A 16,177-nucleotide genomic window follows, 5' to 3' on the forward strand; every position below is an offset into this window, starting at 1 on the left:
CAGACTTCTTCGGCGTCCGTCAACGATCAATTGCGCTGGCTGTCAAAAAGTTTAGCGGGCAATGCCCTTTTTCCGGCGGATCCGCTTTGGATAAAGGTCGGGGTTTTCAGGGATGAACCTACCCTTCGAGCAGGTATCTTTCCGACAATGGCAAACTGGCCGCCCCCAATGAGCGGGCATCCGGGCCTGCCGTCCCCGCCAACACCAAAGGCCGTTCCAGCCCGGTCAGGTTCAGGTCGGATAGTTTGACCTCAACCAGTTCCACCAGCCGCGCCTTAATGCCTGCGGGCATCCAGCCATCAATCTTGACAGATTCGAAGTCGATCAGGCTGCAAGACGAGACTGTGGCATGGGCGATCCCGTGCGCCGCTTGTTTCAGCCAGTTCTCAAGGTGGGTTTCCGGTACGTCCCAATGCTGTGTCGTTTCCCAAATTGAACCGGCTGTTTCGGCATTCCCACCAACTGCGCGCTCCAGCACATAAAGACTGGCGACATCTATCAATGGTTTCACTCCGCCTGCGTCGTCCGGCACAGGCAATGGACCAAGCGCACCGGCATTTCCCCGCCCCGAAAAGATCGAGCCGTTCAGAACCACCCCGCCCCCAATGAAGAAGCCCACATAAAAATACAGGAAATCTCGTGGGCCTTCCGCCGGGCTAAAGACCAGCTCGGCGCCGCAGGCGGCCGTTGCGTCGTTCTGCAAGAACACCGGCAAGTCATAGCTTGCGGCCAGCGCGCCCTTCAAGTCCGCGTCACGCCACGGATCCATTTTCTCCTGCGGAACCTGCAATGTCTGTGCCCAGTCCCAAAGGTAGAACGGCATCGCAATCCCAAGACCCGCGATCCTGCCGCGCGCTTCGGGCGACAGCGACGTCATCACTTTGTCGAGGCTTTCCTTGGAAAAGCTCAGTGTCGCCTCGGGCGTCGGAAAATCATAAGTCCGCCGTTCGCGTTGCCTGACATTGCCAAGGAAATCCGTCAGCACCAGCTCGGTACTGCGCCGCCCGACTTTGAGCCCGAAGAAATACGCGCCATCCGGATTCAGGCGCATGGGAACCGAGGGCTGCCCGACTTTTCCCCGGATCGGTTCACCCCGCAGAAGCAGCCCATCGGTTTCCAGCTGGCGCATGATGACCGAAACCGTCTGTGCCGACAGCCCGGTCATGCGCGCGATTTCAGATTTTGCAAGGGCCTGATGGCGCCGGACCAGTGACAGGACAAGCCGTTCATTTCGGGCCCGCATTCCGCTTTGATTGGTGCCGCGCATGTCTGGCTCGCGTACGCCAGCGGTATTGTCCAAAGAGTTGTTTGCAGACACGGCCATCCCCTTCGTGACGACAATGTTGAAACCCTTCCTTTCTGTCAATAATAAATAAGAGTGATTTATTTATTGACTCAAAATTCGAATCTTGTGATGGTTTTCACGTTCGATCGGGCCGGATTTCGCCCGATCAGACGTATGCCCTGACGGGCATTGGGAAAACTGGGAGGACTACCGATGAAACTTGCGAAACTTGCAGGCGCCACGGCGCTGGCGGTTACGGCCATGGCAAGCAGTGCAATGGCCGAAGGTGAAACCGTTTGCCTGATCACCAAGACGGATACCAACCCTTTCTTTGTCAAAATGAGAGAGGGTGCGACCGCCAAAGCCGAAGAGCTTGGCATGACGCTGAAGGCCTTTGCCGGCAAAGTCGACGGCGACCACGAAACTCAGGTTCAGGCCATCGAAACCTGCATTCTGGATGGCGCAAAGGGTATCCTGCTGACCGCGTCAGATACGTCGTCTATCGTTCCGGCAGTGCAGCAGGCCCGCGATGCCGGGCTGCTCGTGATTGCGTTGGACACCCCGCTTGAGCCTATCGACTCGGCCGACGCAACCTTTGCCACGGACAATTTCCTTGCGGGGCTTCTGATCGGACAATGGGCAAAGGCCACGTTGGGTGATGCGGCGAATGACGCCAAAATCGCCACGTTGGACCTTGCGGTAAGCCAGCCTACTGTGGATGTGCTTCGCAATCAGGGGTTTTTGCAGGGGTTTGGTGTTGATCTGGCTGATCCGAACGTGATTGGCGATGAAGACGACCCGCGCCTTGTTGGCAGCGATGTCACCGCTGGCAACGAAGAAGGCGGCCGCCGCGCGATGGAGAACCTGCTGGCCAAAGACCCGACGATCAACGTGGTGCACACCATCAACGAACCGGCGGCAGCGGGTGCTTATGAGGCGCTCAAGGCTATCGGGCGCGAAAATGACGTGCTGATCGTTTCCGTCGATGGCGGCTGCCCCGGCGTGCAGAACGTGGCGGACGGGGTCATCGGCGCAACATCCCAGCAATACCCGCTGCTGATGGCATCGCTGGGCGTTGAGGCCGTCAAGAAATGGGCGGACGAAGGTGTGAAGCCTGAAAATACCCCCGGTAAGGACTTTTTTGACACCGGTGTGGCGCTTGTGACCGATAAGGCCGCCGACGGCGTCGAGTCCATCTCGGTTCAGGAAGGCATGGACCTCTGCTGGGGTTAAGCTGAACGTACGGAAGGCCGCCACGCGGCCTTCCACTTATCAAAACCACCCATACACCTGAAACCTTGCTAAAGTCGTCACGCACCTGACGCTTTGGGGGAAGTTCCATGTCCGATTCTTCACGACAAGCTGACGATTTCGAAACCGCCGCAAAGGGCAGCCCGGAGCAAGTCGCCGAGTTTGACGATCATCAACGCGGATTTGTCGGAACGGTTCAGCATTTTCTGCATGTGAACCCGTCGCTGGTCCCGCTGATTGTCCTTGTCGCTGCCATCGTCATCTTTGGTGTCTTGCTGGGCCCCAAGTTCTTTTCGCCCTTTGCGCTGACATTGATCTTGCAACAGGTTCAGATCGTCGGGATCGTTGCCGCGGCGCAGAGCCTTGTGATCCTGACCGCAGGCATCGACCTGAGTGTTGGGGCCATCATGGTGATGTCGTCGGTTGTGATGGGGCAATTCACTTTCCGCTATGGAATGCCACCTTCGGTTGCGATTGTGTGCGGCCTTGCTGTTGGCTCGGCAATTGGGGCCCTGAACGGGTTTCTGGTCAGTCGCATCAAACTGCCACCTTTCATCGTCACCCTTGGAATGTGGCAGATCGTTCTTGCGGCGAATTTTCTTTATTCACAAAACGAAACGATCCGGTCGCAGGAGATCGAGGAACACGCCGCCATCCTGCAACTGTTTGGTGCCAAGTTTAACGTGGGCGGGGCGGTGTTTACCGTCGGGGTGGTCTTCATGCTGGCGCTGATCCTCGTCCTTGCATACGCGTTGCGGCACACGGCCTGGGGCAGGCATGTTTATGCCGTCGGGGATGACCCCGAAGCGGCAGAGCTGTCCGGTGTCAACGTACACCGCACGCTGATATCCGTGTACATGCTGTCCGGACTGATCTGTGCCTTCGCGGGCTGGGCCCTGATTGGCCGGATCGGGTCGGTTTCGCCAACCTCGGGCCAGCTGGCCAATATCGAAAGCATCACGGCGGTCGTGATCGGGGGTATATCTCTGTTTGGCGGCCGCGGGTCTATTCTGGGGTCCCTGTTCGGTGCCCTGATCGTGGGCGTCTTTACGCTTGGGCTGCGGTTGCTGGGTGCGGATGCGCAATGGACGTTCCTGCTGATCGGCATCCTTATCATCGCAGCGGTCGCGGTCGACCAGTGGATCAGAAAGGTGGCAGCCTGATGGAACCCATTCTCAAAGGACGGAACCTTGTGAAACGCTATGGCAAGGTGACTGCGCTGGATCACTGCGATTTTGACCTGATGCCGGGTGAGATTCTGGCCGTGATCGGCGACAATGGCGCGGGCAAATCGACGCTGATCAAAGCAGTGTCGGGCGCGGTGGCGCCGGACGAAGGCGAGGTCTGGCTGGAAGGTCAGAAGGTGAATTTCCATTCCCCGATCGACGCGCGTGAAGCCGGTATTGAAACCGTGTACCAGACGCTTGCCATGTCCCCTGCCCTGTCGATTGCGGACAACATGTTCATGGGGCGGGAAATTCGGCGAAAGGGGCCATTGGGATCATGGCTTCGAATGCTGGACCGTCCGGCGATGGAAAAGTTCGCCCGCGAAAAGCTGAGCGAACTGGGTCTGATGACGATCCAAAATATCAATCAGGCGGTCGAAACCCTGTCGGGTGGACAACGTCAGGGGGTCGCCGTGGCACGCGCGGCGGCGTTCGGGTCCAAGGTCATCATTCTGGACGAACCGACGGCGGCACTGGGCGTGAAGGAAAGCCGCAGGGTCCTTGAACTGATCCAGGATGTGAAATCGCGTGGCATTCCGATCATCCTGATCAGCCACAACATGCCTCATGTTTTCGAAGTCGCAGACCGAATTCACGTGCACAGGTTGGGAAAACGCCTGTGTGTGATTGACCCCAAGGACTATTCGATGTCCGACGCCGTGGCATTCATGACCGGGGCCAAGGAAGCACCGCCCGAGGATCAGGCTGCATGACCGGTGGCGGTACAGCCCCTGACGTTCTGGCCGACCGTATCGTCGACGCCGTTGAGGCGCTGCCGGCGGCCCGACACCGGCAACTTGTCGCGATTGCCGGGCCACCTGGATCCGGGAAAAGCACCGTTGCCAGCCTTGCCACGGCCAAGCTAAACCGGCGCGGCGTGTCAGCCGGGCTTGTGCCAATGGACGGTTTTCACTTTGACAACGCGATCCTGAAAGAACGTGGGCTTTTCCCCCGCAAGGGCGCGCCGGAAACCTTCGATCTTGCCGGGTTTCGTGCCTTGCTTGTGCGTTTGCGCACCGAAGATGAAGTTGCAATTCCGGGCTTCGACCGGAAGCTTGATCTGGCAATCGCTGCCCGATCAATGATCTTGCCTGACCAGCGGGTCGTTCTGGTTGAAGGCAATTACCTTTTGCTGGATGAATCGGGCTGGGTGGGCCTTCATCCCTTATGGGCGCTCAAGGTGTTTCTGGGCGTCGATCTGGCAACACTGGAAACCCGGCTCACCGACCGTTGGGTTGGGTTTGGGCTGGACAAACAGGCCGCAAGAGAGCGGGCGCTTTCAAACGACATTCCGAATGCCGAGCGGGTGATCCGGAACTCAGTACAAGGCAACCTGAACCTGTGACGGATTAGGGCGGGTCTGTCAGAGCGCCCGTGTCACCTGTCTAGTAGGTGGGCGGAACAAGACCGGCCTGAAACCACTTCACGAAAGACACGATAGAAAACACGGGCAGCCCTGTGGCGCGCTGAATATCGGGCGCGTAGGGGCACATATTCGTGCATTCCAGCACGATCGCGCCAAGATCGGTGTGTTCCGATGTCAGGGCCATGGCGGCTTCGACATTGTCCTTGCGGGCCTTTTCCATATCAAGGCCCAGCTCATTTCCAAGGATCGCGCGGGTGAACTCCGCCCCGCCTTCGGTTGTGCCGATAGGCGTGTCCAATGGAACATTGGCGGCCAGTAAATGGCCTTGGGTCAAAGTAGAGGCTGATATGGTCAGAACCCCGGCGCGTTTTCCCGCTGGCAGGATGCGGTTGACCATTTCAACCTGCATCAGGGACGATGTGGCCACCGGAACAGGAACAGCCTGGGCCAGTTCTTTTTGGAACAGCGACAGAAACCCGCAATTGGTGGTAATCCCGTCCACACCATCTTTGACAAGCTCCTGCGCCGCATCGATGAACATGTCGAGCATGCCTTCGGCTTTGCGCCGGACCACCCGATCCGGCGAGGCATCGCGCACAATGCGATAGTGAACCGGAAAGGGCCAGGTCTGCGCGTTGCCCATATCGCCGGGAATGCGGGGAAACCGGGCATCCAACATCAGAATGCCGACAGACGCACCGTAGATGGATTTTCCGCCCTGCGCGATCATCCCTCGACCTCCTCGATAATACGGGTCGAGATATCGTCCGACCCTTCCATGTAGATGTTCGAAATCCCGTGACGCACGGCATCCTGCACCTGATCCATGCGCTTGGAAATATGTGCACCCAGAACCCGAGCGGCCTCATCCGCGTGCCGGTCCATCAAAGCCTGCATGACGCGTTTGTGTTCGTCCTTTGAGCGTTGCACGCGGTCGAGGCTCATGGAGATCCAACGGATATAGCGGATACGGTCGTTGATCCGCGTCAGGGTTTGCAACAGTTCCATGTTTCCAGACAGCTTCGCGATACCCAAATGAAACGCCTCATCCCGGTTGACTGCTTTTTCAACAGTCAGACCGGTGATGTCGATGCCCGTTGCGTAAAGCTCGTCCCGCAGCAATTGCAGGTCGTGGTCCGATGCCTTGGCACAGGCCGCACGCGCCGCCGCTGTTTCGATGATCTGGCGCAGTTCGAACAGGTCGAACACGCTTTGCGCATCCAGCAGGCGGCAGAAAAAGCCTTGTCCGGGGCGGAAGTCGAAAAGCCGTTCGGCAACCAGACGGTTCAACGCCTCGCGCAGCGGGGTGCGGCTGACGCCCAGATCCCTGGACAACGCCACTTCGTTCAGGCGGTCGCCGGGGCGCAGGCGAAACGAAACCGCCATCGCCTTGACCTGATCATAGATATCATCGACGCGCGGACCCGCCATTACCCCTGCCCTTCTTCGCTTGAATCACAGGTGCCACACGCTGAGCTTGAAATCAATATACAAAACTGTATACAGGTCTGCGTACAGATTTGACACAAGGGACTCGCGACCATGACAGGGACAAATTTTCTGACCGGAGCCGAAGCCATGGTGCGCATGCTCGAAGCGCATGGTGTGACGCATATGTTTGGCCTGTGCGGCGATACCACTTTGCCCTTTTATGATGCCCTTGCCCGGATGGATCACGGCATTCAACACATTCTGACACGGGATGAACGGCACGCGGCCTATATGGCGGATGGCTATGCCCGCGTCACCGGCAAGCCCGGTGTGTGCGAGGGCCCGTCCGGCGGTGGGGCAACCTATATCTTGCCCGGAGTGGTCGAGGCCAACGAAAGCTCGGTTCCGATACTCGCGATCACGTCAGATGTGGCAACGACCAGCCGCGGCAAATACCCGTTGACTGAACTGGATCAGCCTGCGCTGTTCCGGCCTCTGGCCAAATGGAACACATCCCTTGACGACGCAGCGCGGCTTCCGGCCATGGTTCGGGCCGCCTTCAGGGCGATGACGACCGGCACGCCCGGCGCGACGCATCTGGCGCTACCGTTTGACACGCAGAAGGCGCAGGTTGACGAGGCTGAAATCTGGGCGGATGACAGGCACCGCAGCTATCCCGCCGAACGGGCCGCGCCTGACCCGGACGCCATCGAAGCAGCGGCTGCCATTCTTGCAGGGGCCAAATCCGCGGTTGCGGTCTGTGGTGGCGGGCCGGATTTGTCCCGGGCGACCGATGCGCTGCGCCGGGTTGCAGGCCTGCTGGACATGCCCGTGGCCACGACCGTGTCGGGTCAGGGGGCCATTGCCGAGACCGACCCGCTTGCCCTGGGCGTTGTCGGGTCGAACGGGGGCATCCCGGCAACCCGCGCCGTCGTGGATCAGGCCGATGTCGTTTTGTTCATTGGCTGCCGCGCCGGTTCGGTTACAACGGAACGGTGGCGAAGCCCCGGACGCAGCACCACGATCATCCATATCGACAGCGATCCGATGGTGATCGGCGCTAATTACCAGACCGAAGTGGCGATCTGCGCCGATGCCCGTCTGGCCCTGGAGGCTTTGGTGCTGGCACTGGAAAACCGGCAGGACCTGACCAGCCAAGGCGGAGCGGCCAAAGCCCGCGCCGCCTGGGAGGCCAAGATGGCCGCGTTCGCCCCGCTGGCCGCAAGTCGCGAGACGCCGATCCGGCCCGAGGCTGTCATGGCGTCCCTGATGGACATTCTGGATAACGACGCGATTGTCGTCGCCGACCCCGGCACCCCCTGCCCCTATTTCAGCGCATATTACCGCTGGCGGAAACCGGGGCGCCATTTCATCACCAACCGGGCACATGGGGCGCTGGGGTATTCGCTGGGCGCGGCCATGGGGGCGCATGTCGGGCGGCCATCGGTTAAAACCCTGTCGGTCATGGGCGATGGCTCGTTCGGCTTCACCTGCGGCGAGTTTGAAACGATGGTCCGGCACAATATGCCAATCACTTCGATCGTTTTCTCGAACTCGGTCTTCGGATGGATCAAGGCTGGCCAGAATGCGGGATTTGGTCAGCGCTATTACAATGTCGATTTCAACCGGACGGACCACGCCGCTGTTGCGGCCGCCTTTGGCGTCAAATCCTGGACCGTCAAAGACCCCGAGGATCTGACGCGTGTGCTGAAACAGGCGATTGAGCATGACGGCCCAACACTTGTCGACATTCATTCACAACCGCTTCACGAAGCGGCCGCACCGGTTTCGGAATGGGTCGCGTAAGAAGCAATTGACGGGGTCAGCTGAGCCAGAAATTCCTGCGCAATCGCGGACAGAGGGCGGCCCTTGGCCGTGATGATCGCAAGATCCAGCATGACAGGCGGCGTGAACGGGCGGGTCTGATACCCTCTCTCGCCATCGAAAGTCACAGTAAAGGGGTCAATCATCGCGACCCCCATACCCTGTTTGACAAAGCTCAGCAGGTTTTCGGACAGATGGGTGTGTATCTGGGTGCGCCATGTGTGGCCTGACGCCTGAAAAATGTCGCGCGTCCGGCGATGGGTCTGGTGTTCCGGACCCATTACGATGAAGGGTTCGTTTTCCAATATCTCTGGTGTCAGAACGTCGTACCCGGCCAAGCGGCTGCCCTCAGGAAAAGTCGCGAGCGTTTCAAACTGAAACTCCTGATAGTTCAGTGTGTCATGCAGAATTGGCATCTCGACGATACCGATTTCAAACAGGCCCGAGATGACCCATTCCTGAATCTTGGATGAATATTGCGATTGAAAGCTGACAGACAGGTTCGGGCGGCTTTTGGCAAAACGCGCGATCTCGCGGGGCATGAAACCAAAAGACAACAGGTGCGGCGCGGCAACCTGCAATTGACCGGGATGTTTGTTCTGCAAGTCGGTTACGGCCTGCGCCACGTGGTCCAGCCCGCGCACCACCGTGTCGACCTCGCGAAATAGCATCTCGGCCTCAGGGGTTGGCAGCAATCGGCCTTTGGTCCGTTCGAACAGAGGCAGACGCGCTTCGCGTTCAAGCTGTGCCAGAAGGTTGCTGATGCCGGGTTGCGATATCCCAAGAACCGAGGCCGCGCCGGTCACGGTTCCGGTTTCCATGATGGCATGAAAGGCCTGAAGCTGACGAAAGCGCAGGGACATGGATTGCAACATCACTTTTTCTGATGAACTTACGAAGATATAGTATTTGAAATGATAGTCCGGTCAAGGCAGGCTTTCCCCATCGACTGGGGGCGAAATGAGCAATCTGGCACAGAAAATCATCGGCTATGACCTGTGGCACCTTGAACTGCCGGTCACATCCCGCCGGGATCACGGCATCGGATCGGTTGAAGGCGCTTGTGAAGTCGTCATCCTGCGCCTGACATCCGAGGATGGCACGCAAGGGTATGGCGAGGCGTCACCCTGGTCGGTATTCACCGGAACGCCCGAAGCGAGTTTTGCAGCGCTGGACCGTTATCTGCGCCCTCACGTTCTTGGGGCATGCGTTGGGGATCGGGCCGCCATCATGGCACGTGTGGCTTACGCGGTGGCGCATTGCACCGAAGCCAAGGCCGCGCTGGAAACCGCGCTGTTGGATCTGGCAGGCCGGATCAGCAATGCTCCGGTCTGGTCCTTGTTGGGTGGTCGCTTCCGCGACAGCATTCCGCTGAGTTGTTCCATCGCAAACCCCGACTTTGCCCAGGACATCGAACTGTTGGCGCGCCTGCGAGAGGATGGTGTTCGAATTGTCAAACTCAAGACCGGGTTCAAGGATCACGCCTTTGACATCATGCGGCTGGAGTATCTTGCCCAGAACTACCCGGAGTTCTCGGTCCGCGTGGACTATAATCAAGGGCTCAGCATTGATGACGCGCCATCGCAGGTGCGGGACGTCGCTCAGTTCAAACCGGACTTCATTGAACAACCTGTGCGCGCCCATCAGTATGGCATGATGGCAAAGCTGCGGCAGATGACGGATGTTCCGCTACTGGCCGACGAAAGCGTCTTTGGCCCCGAAGACATGGAGCGCGCAGCCCACGAAGGGATCTGCGACGGGGTTTCGGTGAAGATCATGAAGTCAGGCGGCCTGACCCGCGGGCAGACGGTTGCGCGCATCGCTGCGGCCCATGGCCTGTCGGCCTATGGTGGCGATATGTTCGAGGCTGGACTGGCCCATTTGGCAGGCACGCACATGATTGCCGCGACACCGGAAATCTCTCTGGGCTGCGAATTCTATCAGGCGTCCTATTTCCTGAAAGAGGATATTCTGGAGGAACCTTTCCAGGTCAGGGACGGTCAGGTTTGTGTGCCTCAGGGCCCCGGACTTGGCGGCAGACCTGACCTGACCAAACTGGATCATTATGCGGTTGCCAAGGTGGTGACAGAATGACGGACAAGAAAACCATAGCCATCATAGGGGCCGGAATTGTCGGCGTGTCGACTGCGGTCTGGTTGCAGCGGGATGGTCACAATGTGATCCTGATCGACAAGGCAGGCCCTGCCGAAGGTACCTCGCACGGGAATGGCGGGGTTTTGGCCTCGTGTTCGATCGTTCCGGTAACAGTCCCCGGATTGTTGGGCAAAGCACCGAAGATGCTGCTGAGCCCCTCGCAACCGTTGTTCCTGAAATGGGGGTATTTGCCAAAGCTTCTGCCGTGGCTCTGGAAATACCTCAGACATACAAACGCCGCCGATGTCGAGAGGATCGCCGCAGCACTGACATCCATCGTTGGCGATAGCCTGAATGATCACAAGGCGCTGGCGGCCGGAACAGGGGCGGAAAAGTGGCTGGTTCCGTCAGATTACCTGTTTCTTTACAGAGATCGCGCACATTTTGAGGAAGATGCCTTTGGTTGGGACATCCGGCGCAGGAACGGGTTTCAGTGGGACGAATTGGAAGGCCATGCCTTCCATGAATACGACCCGGTTTACAGTCAGGGCATTGGGTTTGCCGCCCGGCTTTCGGATCATGGCCACATCACCGACCCCGGCCGGTACGTGAAAGACCTTGCCGCGCATGTTGAGGCGAACGGAGGTCGTTTCATACGTGCAAACGTCGAAGACGTGGTTCGGGAAAACGGGCATGTCACAGGTGTTCGGGCCGGTGGAGAGACCATTGCTTGTGACGCAGCCGTCGTGACGGCCGGGATCTGGTCCGGCCCCTTGGCAAAGCGCTTGGGAGTTTCTGTTCCTCTTGAAAGCGAACGTGGTTATCATCTTGAATTGGTAGAGCCTTCCGCGATGCCGCGCAGCCCGGTTATGGTTGTTTCGGGCAAGTTCGTTGCGACACCGATGGATGGGCGCATTCGCCTGGCGGGCATTGTCGAGTTCGGAGGGCTGGATGCGCCGCCCTCGCGCGCACCATTCGAGTTGATGCGCAAAAATGCCCGGGTGGCGTTCCCGGGCGTGACATGGAAGGAGGAAGTGGAATGGATGGGGCACAGGCCCGCCCCGGCTGACTCGATCCCGGTCATTGGCGATGTGCCCGGTATCAAAGGGGCCTATATGGGCTTTGGGCATCACCATATCGGCCTGACAGGCGGGCCAAAAACCGGGCGCCTTCTGGCGCAAATGATTGCGGGCAGAACGCCAAATGTCGACATGAGCGTCTACGCGCCGTCGCGATACGCACAATAACAAACAAACCGGTGAAAAACGCCGGTGTTTCCAAATTCAACTGGGAGAAGAATGATGAAGAAACTGACAAACCTTCTGGCGGCGACTGCGCTGACTGCCACCGCCGCTGCACCCGCCATGGCCGAGAAATGGGACATGCCGATGGCCTATTCGGCGTCAAACTTCCACTCGGCCACGGGCGCGGAATTTGCTAAATGCGTCACCACCGGCACTGGTGGTGAGATTGAAATCGTCACGCACCCGTCCGGCTCGCTGTTCAAGGGCGCCGACATCAAACGCGCGATCCAGACCGGGCAAGCCCCGATCGGTGAGCGGTTGTTGTCCGGGCATCAGAACGAAAACGCATTGTTCGGGTTTGATTCAATCCCGTTTCTAGCAACTTCATTCGACGACAGTGCCAAGCTTTGGGAAGCGGCCAAACCTTCGATCGAACGGGTGCTGGAGGAACAAAACCTGACCCTGCTTTATGCAGTGCCGTGGCCGCCGCAGGGTCTGTATTTCAAAAACGAGGTGAACTCGGTCGCTGAGATGAAAGGCATAAAATTCCGCTCGTACAACAACGCCACTTCGCGGCTGGCCGAGTTGACCGGGATGCTGCCGGTCACCATCGAAGCGGCTGAAATCAGCCAGGCTTTTGCAACCGGGGTCGCGGATTCAATGATATCGTCGGGTTCGACCGGATATGACCGCAAGGTTTGGGAAAGCCTGAACTATTTCTACGAGGTCGACGCCTGGCTGCCGCGCAACTACGTGATGGTCAATTCCGACGTCTGGTCTGGTGTATCCGATGCCAACAAGAACGTCATCAAAGGCTGTGCGGAACTGGCGGAATATGCCGGGAACTGGCGCGCCAAGGAATACACCGGCTTTACGTTGCAAGGCCTGCGGGATGGCGGCATGACCGTCGGCCCGGCATCGGATCAGATGGTGCAGGAATTGAAAGAGATTGGCGTGACCATGACCAATGAGTGGCTGGAGGCCGCTGGGGACGAAGGCAAGGCCATCGTCGACGCCTTCAATTCGTCGCAGTAATCCTTTCGGAGCGGGCGGCAGCATATCCTGGCGCCCGTTTCATATCCAATCAGAACACAGCGGGGACGGCATGGCGGTTTTGCGAGGGCTTCGGTCCGTATTGGATTTCATTTATCTGGCGGCAGGGGTTCTGGCGGCGCTCAGCCTGATTGCCATATTGCTGCTGATCGTGGTGCAGATGCTGGCCCGCTGGACCGGCGAAGTGTTTCCCGGCGCACCGGACTATGCCGGTTATGCGATGGCTGCCGCCTCTTTTCTGGCGTTTGCCAACGCACTGAACCGGGGCAGTCACATCCGTGTATCGATCCTGCTGAACGCGGTGCCGGAAGGGGTGCGGCGCATTCTTGAAGTCTGGTGCTTTGCTATTGGCACGGCTGTTATGTGGTATTTCTGTTGGTATGCCTATCGCTTTGTCTACTGGAGCTGGAAGTTCAACGATGTCAGCCAGGGGCAGGATAGAACCGCCCTTTGGATCCCTCAATCCGCGATGCTGATCGGTGCCGTGATCCTTGCCATCGCCCTGACGGATCACCTGATCCATGTCCTTTTCCGCGGTGAACATCGGATCGTCCGCGATCTGGCCGATCAGAGCCACGGGGAGTAAGCGCATGGAAAATCTGTCTGTTATCATCCTCTTCCTCTTTGTGCTTTTTACCCTGTTGGGCACCGGTGTGTGGGTCGGACTGGCCCTGATGGGTGTTGCGTGGGTCGGGATGGAGCTGTTCACGACACGCCCCGTGGGCGACGTCATGATCACGACCATCTGGTCGGCATCGTCCTCGTGGACCCTGACCGCCCTGCCGATGTTCATCTGGATGGGCGAGATCCTGTACCGAACGCGATTATCCGAGGACATGTTCAAGGGGCTGTCGCCCTGGATGGCCCCCCTGCCCGGTGGTCTGGTGCATACGAATATCGTTGGATGCACTGTCTTTGCAGCTGTCTCGGGGTCGTCTGCGGCAACCCTGACGACCGTCGGAAAGATGTCGATCCCCGAGTTGCGCAAACGCAATTACCCCGAACGGATGATCATCGGCACGTTGACCGGTGCCGCGACGTTGGGGCTGATGATCCCGCCCTCGCTGACCCTGATCGTGTACGGGGTGACGATCAATGAATCGATCACCAAGCTGTTCTTTGCCGGTATCCTCCCCGGTCTTGTTCTTGCGGCGATGTTCATGGGCTATGTCGCGCTGTATTCCAAGCTGGGAAAAGACTGGAACCCGAACGACGAAAGCAAGCTGAGCTTTTCCGAGAAAGTCAAAAACTCACGCTTTCTGCTGCCTGTGATTCTGCTGATCACCGTTGTCATCGGGTCGATGTATCTAGGCTATGCCACCGCGACCGAAGCCGCCGCTTTCGGCGTGATCGGGGGGCTTTTGCTGGCCGCCGGTCAGGGGTCGCTGACCTGGAAGACCTTTACCGAAAGCCTGATGGGGGCCACGCGCACCAGTGCTATGATCGCCCTGATCCTTGCGGGGGCGGCCTTTTTGTCGCTGTCGATGGGGTTCACCGGCCTGCCGCGCGGACTGGCCGACCTGATCGCAGGATGGGACCTGACTCGGTTCGAGCTGCTGATGGTGTTGCTGGTTTTCTACATCATTCTGGGATGCTTTCTGGACGGGATATCCTCGGTCGTGCTCACCATGGCCGTGGTTGAACCGATGATCCGTGACGCCGGGATCGACCTGATCTGGTTCGGCATCTTCATCGTGGTTGTTGTCGAGATGGCACAGATCACACCGCCGATCGGGTTCAACCTGTTCGTGATGCAAGGCATGACAAACCACGAGATGAGCTACATCGCGCGTGCAGCGATCCCGATGTTCCTGATCATGGTATTGATGGTTTTCATCCTCATCTGGTTCCCGGATCTGGCGACCTGGCTGCCGGAAAATCTGCGCCAAAGCCCGGGCGGGTAGAACGGTCTTGAACCCGCTTCATCTGGCGGCGCGCCATGGCCCTCATGTACTGATCGCCGGGCTGGCGGCTGGCCTTCTGCTGCCGTCCCTGGCCGAGCCGATGCGAAACCTGCTGCCGCCACTGGTCGTGTTGTTGCTGTTCGTCACGGTTCTCAGGATGAACCCTGAAACCATTCTCGGGTCGCTGAGCGATCTGCAAAAGGTCGCACTCACGGTCATCGGGTTTCAATTCGTCATGCCGCTGATCGTGCTGGCCATAGGGTTTGCGGGCGGATGGACCGGAACGCCTGTCCTTTTGTCCCTGCTGATTATGGCGGCGGCCCCGTCCATTTCAGGCAGTCCCAATATGTGCCTAATGATGGGCCATCCGCCTGAACACGCGATGCGTCTGATGGTTGTGGGTACGGCCCTGTTGCCGCTGACCGCGTTACCCGTATTTCTGCTCATGCCCGAACTGGGGGATATTCAATCTGTCTTGCAGGCCGGGTTGCAATTGCTGCTGACCATCGTACTTGCAACCGGGGCTGCCATTATCACCCGGCGCACAGTTCTGCGCACACCCTCACCCGCGACGCTACTGAATTTGGAAGGCTTGGCGGCACTTACCTTGGCTGTGTTTGTCATCGGGCTGATGCCTTCGGTCAGTGCCACGGCCCTGAACAATCCCGCCATTGCAGCCTTCTGGATCGCGCTCGCCTGTCTGGTCAATTTCGGGGCACAAGCCGTTGCATTTCACCTGAGCCGAAACCGGCTGCCCGCAGACAAATCGACCGCGATATCGATTATCGCGGGAAACCGGAATATCGCCATATTCTTTGTCGCCCTGCCAACCGATGTCACCGCCCCGATCATGGCCTTCATCGGCGCCTATCAAATCCCGATGTACCTGACGCCCATGATCATGCGGCGCCTTTACAGCAAGGACGACCTTACCGCGTAACGGCATCTGCGCTTCGGAGCACCTTGTGGGTCTTACGTGCAATCCCGGATCACAAAGTGCTTCGTCGTTTCCTCGATGACTTCCCAATAGCCGCGAAACCCATTCGGGATCAGAAAACTTGCCCCGTCACGAAAATCTTGCCGGGTGCCGTCTTCATGGATCAAAGCGCAATGGCCTTTGACAATATAGCAATATTCGTCCTTGTCCGTGAACGCATGCCATTTTCCGGGTGTCGAGGTCCATGTGCCCGCCGACAACTTGCCATCCGGACTGGTAAAATGCATCCCGATCTGGTGATACGGGTCGCCGTCGACAACGCGGTCCGGAAGATCGGCCAGACGCCGTTCGCTGCGTGTTGCGGGCGCACCGAAGAGATCGAGAACCTGAGGTGTCATGACTTCATACCCTCCTGCTGAGCGTGTATTTCAAAACGGCACGACCCTCCTGTTGCGCGTTGAGGGCCCCTTTTGTGATGCGGGGGTCGTTGCCTTCGCTGAGGGCGATTATGGGACGGGTGGCCGGAGCGTTTTGCCGCAACAGCTCGACGGGTGTCAGGGTC

General features: G+C 58.7%; 16 protein-coding genes. 11 read left to right on the forward strand and 5 right to left on the reverse strand.

The annotated features are described in order from the left end of the window. Positions 1-118 precede the first annotated feature (118 nt). Positions 119-1,324, reverse strand: a complete 1,206-nt coding sequence (locus AC2FND_RS11170) for an ROK family transcriptional regulator (protein ID WP_496769747.1) — start codon at positions 1,322-1,324, stop codon at positions 119-121. Between the two features lie 174 nt (positions 1,325-1,498). On the opposite strand from AC2FND_RS11170, the gene AC2FND_RS11175 reads away from it, so the two are divergent. The 4 genes from AC2FND_RS11175 (at position 1,499) to AC2FND_RS11190 (ending at position 5,107) form a co-directional block, all read left to right on the forward strand. Beyond that, complete coding sequence (locus AC2FND_RS11175; RefSeq protein ID WP_209508211.1) at positions 1,499-2,518, forward strand: sugar ABC transporter substrate-binding protein; 1,020 nt, start codon at positions 1,499-1,501, stop codon at positions 2,516-2,518. Positions 2,519-2,625: 107 nt separating this feature from the next. Next, positions 2,626-3,699 (forward strand): ABC transporter permease, encoded by a 1,074-nt coding sequence (locus AC2FND_RS11180; RefSeq protein ID WP_209508213.1) that lies wholly within the window; start codon positions 2,626-2,628, stop codon positions 3,697-3,699. Beyond that, a complete protein-coding gene (locus AC2FND_RS11185) occupies positions 3,699-4,475 on the forward strand; it encodes an ATP-binding cassette domain-containing protein (RefSeq protein WP_209508215.1) in 777 nt (258 codons plus the stop codon). Before AC2FND_RS11180 ends, AC2FND_RS11185 begins: the two co-directional genes overlap by 1 nt. Beyond that, positions 4,472-5,107, forward strand: a complete 636-nt coding sequence (locus AC2FND_RS11190) for a nucleoside/nucleotide kinase family protein (RefSeq protein WP_496769750.1) — start codon at positions 4,472-4,474, stop codon at positions 5,105-5,107. Before AC2FND_RS11185 ends, AC2FND_RS11190 begins: the two co-directional genes overlap by 4 nt. Before the next feature lie 40 nt (positions 5,108-5,147). Here the strand turns inward: AC2FND_RS11190 and AC2FND_RS11195 are convergent, their stop codons facing one another. Together AC2FND_RS11195 and AC2FND_RS11200 are read right to left on the reverse strand one after the other, a co-directional pair. Beyond that, positions 5,148-5,858 carry an aspartate/glutamate racemase family protein gene (locus tag AC2FND_RS11195; protein ID WP_496769751.1) on the reverse strand — a complete coding sequence of 237 codons (711 nt, stop codon included), beginning with the start codon at positions 5,856-5,858 and terminating at the stop codon, positions 5,148-5,150. Then, on the reverse strand, positions 5,855-6,559 hold the full coding sequence (locus AC2FND_RS11200) for a GntR family transcriptional regulator (RefSeq protein WP_496769753.1): 705 nt from the start codon (positions 6,557-6,559) through the stop codon (positions 5,855-5,857). Before AC2FND_RS11200 ends, AC2FND_RS11195 begins: the two co-directional genes overlap by 4 nt. Before the next feature lie 111 nt (positions 6,560-6,670). On the opposite strand from AC2FND_RS11200, the gene AC2FND_RS11205 reads away from it, so the two are divergent. Then, positions 6,671-8,365 carry a thiamine pyrophosphate-binding protein gene (locus tag AC2FND_RS11205; protein ID WP_496769755.1) on the forward strand — a complete coding sequence of 565 codons (1,695 nt, stop codon included), beginning with the start codon at positions 6,671-6,673 and terminating at the stop codon, positions 8,363-8,365. On the opposite strand, the gene AC2FND_RS11210 is transcribed toward AC2FND_RS11205, so the two are convergent. After that, positions 8,326-9,246, reverse strand: coding sequence for a LysR family transcriptional regulator (locus tag AC2FND_RS11210; RefSeq protein ID WP_209599438.1), 921 nt, complete (start codon positions 9,244-9,246; stop codon positions 8,326-8,328). The genes AC2FND_RS11205 and AC2FND_RS11210 overlap by 40 nt on opposite strands. 97 nt (positions 9,247-9,343) lie before the next feature. Here AC2FND_RS11210 and AC2FND_RS11215 point away from each other — a divergent pair, with 97 nt between their 5' ends. From AC2FND_RS11215 to AC2FND_RS11240, 6 genes are all read left to right on the forward strand, one after another. Then, complete coding sequence (locus AC2FND_RS11215; protein ID WP_496769757.1) at positions 9,344-10,477, forward strand: enolase C-terminal domain-like protein; 1,134 nt, start codon at positions 9,344-9,346, stop codon at positions 10,475-10,477. Continuing rightward, the gene (locus tag AC2FND_RS11220) at positions 10,474-11,724 is read left to right on the forward strand and encodes an NAD(P)/FAD-dependent oxidoreductase (protein ID WP_496769759.1); all 1,251 of its coding nucleotides are present in this window, start codon (positions 10,474-10,476) and stop codon (positions 11,722-11,724) included. Before AC2FND_RS11215 ends, AC2FND_RS11220 begins: the two co-directional genes overlap by 4 nt. A 54-nt stretch (positions 11,725-11,778) precedes the next feature. Next, the gene (locus AC2FND_RS11225; RefSeq protein WP_209508231.1) at positions 11,779-12,756 is read left to right on the forward strand and encodes a TRAP transporter substrate-binding protein; all 978 of its coding nucleotides are present in this window, start codon (positions 11,779-11,781) and stop codon (positions 12,754-12,756) included. Between the two features lie 70 nt (positions 12,757-12,826). Beyond that, entirely contained in the window at positions 12,827-13,360 is a 534-nt protein-coding gene (locus AC2FND_RS11230; RefSeq protein ID WP_480901057.1) for a TRAP transporter small permease, read from the forward strand. 4 nt (positions 13,361-13,364) lie between these two features. After that, on the forward strand, positions 13,365-14,678 hold the full coding sequence (locus tag AC2FND_RS11235; protein WP_480560740.1) for a TRAP transporter large permease: 1,314 nt from the start codon (positions 13,365-13,367) through the stop codon (positions 14,676-14,678). A 7-nt stretch (positions 14,679-14,685) separates the two neighbouring features. Further along, positions 14,686-15,618: a hypothetical protein gene (locus tag AC2FND_RS11240; RefSeq protein ID WP_496769762.1), complete on the forward strand. Its 933-nt coding sequence runs from the start codon at positions 14,686-14,688 to the stop codon at positions 15,616-15,618. Between the two features lie 32 nt (positions 15,619-15,650). Here the strand turns inward: AC2FND_RS11240 and AC2FND_RS11245 are convergent, their stop codons facing one another. Continuing rightward, positions 15,651-16,013: a cupin domain-containing protein gene (locus AC2FND_RS11245; RefSeq protein WP_209508240.1), complete on the reverse strand. Its 363-nt coding sequence runs from the start codon at positions 16,011-16,013 to the stop codon at positions 15,651-15,653. Positions 16,014-16,177: the final 164 nt, after the last annotated feature.

It is taken from the genome of Ruegeria sp. BHSB056, from assembly GCF_059613305.1.

Bases quoted from the DNA above. Each gene is read 5' to 3' on its own strand.
- AC2FND_RS11190 (WP_496769750.1), top strand. From the start codon at position 4,472: ATGACCGGTGGCGGTACAGCCCCTGACGTTCTGGCCGACCGTATCGTC.
- AC2FND_RS11245 (WP_209508240.1), bottom strand. From the start codon at position 16,013: ATGACACCTCAGGTTCTCGATCTCTTCGGTGCGCCCGCAACACGCAGC.
- AC2FND_RS11215 (WP_496769757.1), top strand. From the start codon at position 9,344: ATGAGCAATCTGGCACAGAAAATCATCGGCTATGACCTGTGGCACCTT.
- AC2FND_RS11220 (WP_496769759.1), top strand. From the start codon at position 10,474: ATGACGGACAAGAAAACCATAGCCATCATAGGGGCCGGAATTGTCGGC.
- AC2FND_RS11205 (WP_496769755.1), top strand. From the start codon at position 6,671: ATGACAGGGACAAATTTTCTGACCGGAGCCGAAGCCATGGTGCGCATG.
- AC2FND_RS11225 (WP_209508231.1), top strand. From the start codon at position 11,779: ATGAAGAAACTGACAAACCTTCTGGCGGCGACTGCGCTGACTGCCACC.
- AC2FND_RS11200 (WP_496769753.1), bottom strand. From the start codon at position 6,559: ATGGCGGGTCCGCGCGTCGATGATATCTATGATCAGGTCAAGGCGATG.
- AC2FND_RS11195 (WP_496769751.1), bottom strand. From the start codon at position 5,858: ATGATCGCGCAGGGCGGAAAATCCATCTACGGTGCGTCTGTCGGCATT.
- AC2FND_RS11235 (WP_480560740.1), top strand. From the start codon at position 13,365: ATGGAAAATCTGTCTGTTATCATCCTCTTCCTCTTTGTGCTTTTTACC.
- AC2FND_RS11230 (WP_480901057.1), top strand. From the start codon at position 12,827: ATGGCGGTTTTGCGAGGGCTTCGGTCCGTATTGGATTTCATTTATCTG.
- AC2FND_RS11185 (WP_209508215.1), top strand. From the start codon at position 3,699: ATGGAACCCATTCTCAAAGGACGGAACCTTGTGAAACGCTATGGCAAG.
- AC2FND_RS11210 (WP_209599438.1), bottom strand. From the start codon at position 9,246: ATGTCCCTGCGCTTTCGTCAGCTTCAGGCCTTTCATGCCATCATGGAA.
- AC2FND_RS11175 (WP_209508211.1), top strand. From the start codon at position 1,499: ATGAAACTTGCGAAACTTGCAGGCGCCACGGCGCTGGCGGTTACGGCC.
- AC2FND_RS11180 (WP_209508213.1), top strand. From the start codon at position 2,626: ATGTCCGATTCTTCACGACAAGCTGACGATTTCGAAACCGCCGCAAAG.
- AC2FND_RS11170 (WP_496769747.1), bottom strand. From the start codon at position 1,324: ATGGCCGTGTCTGCAAACAACTCTTTGGACAATACCGCTGGCGTACGC.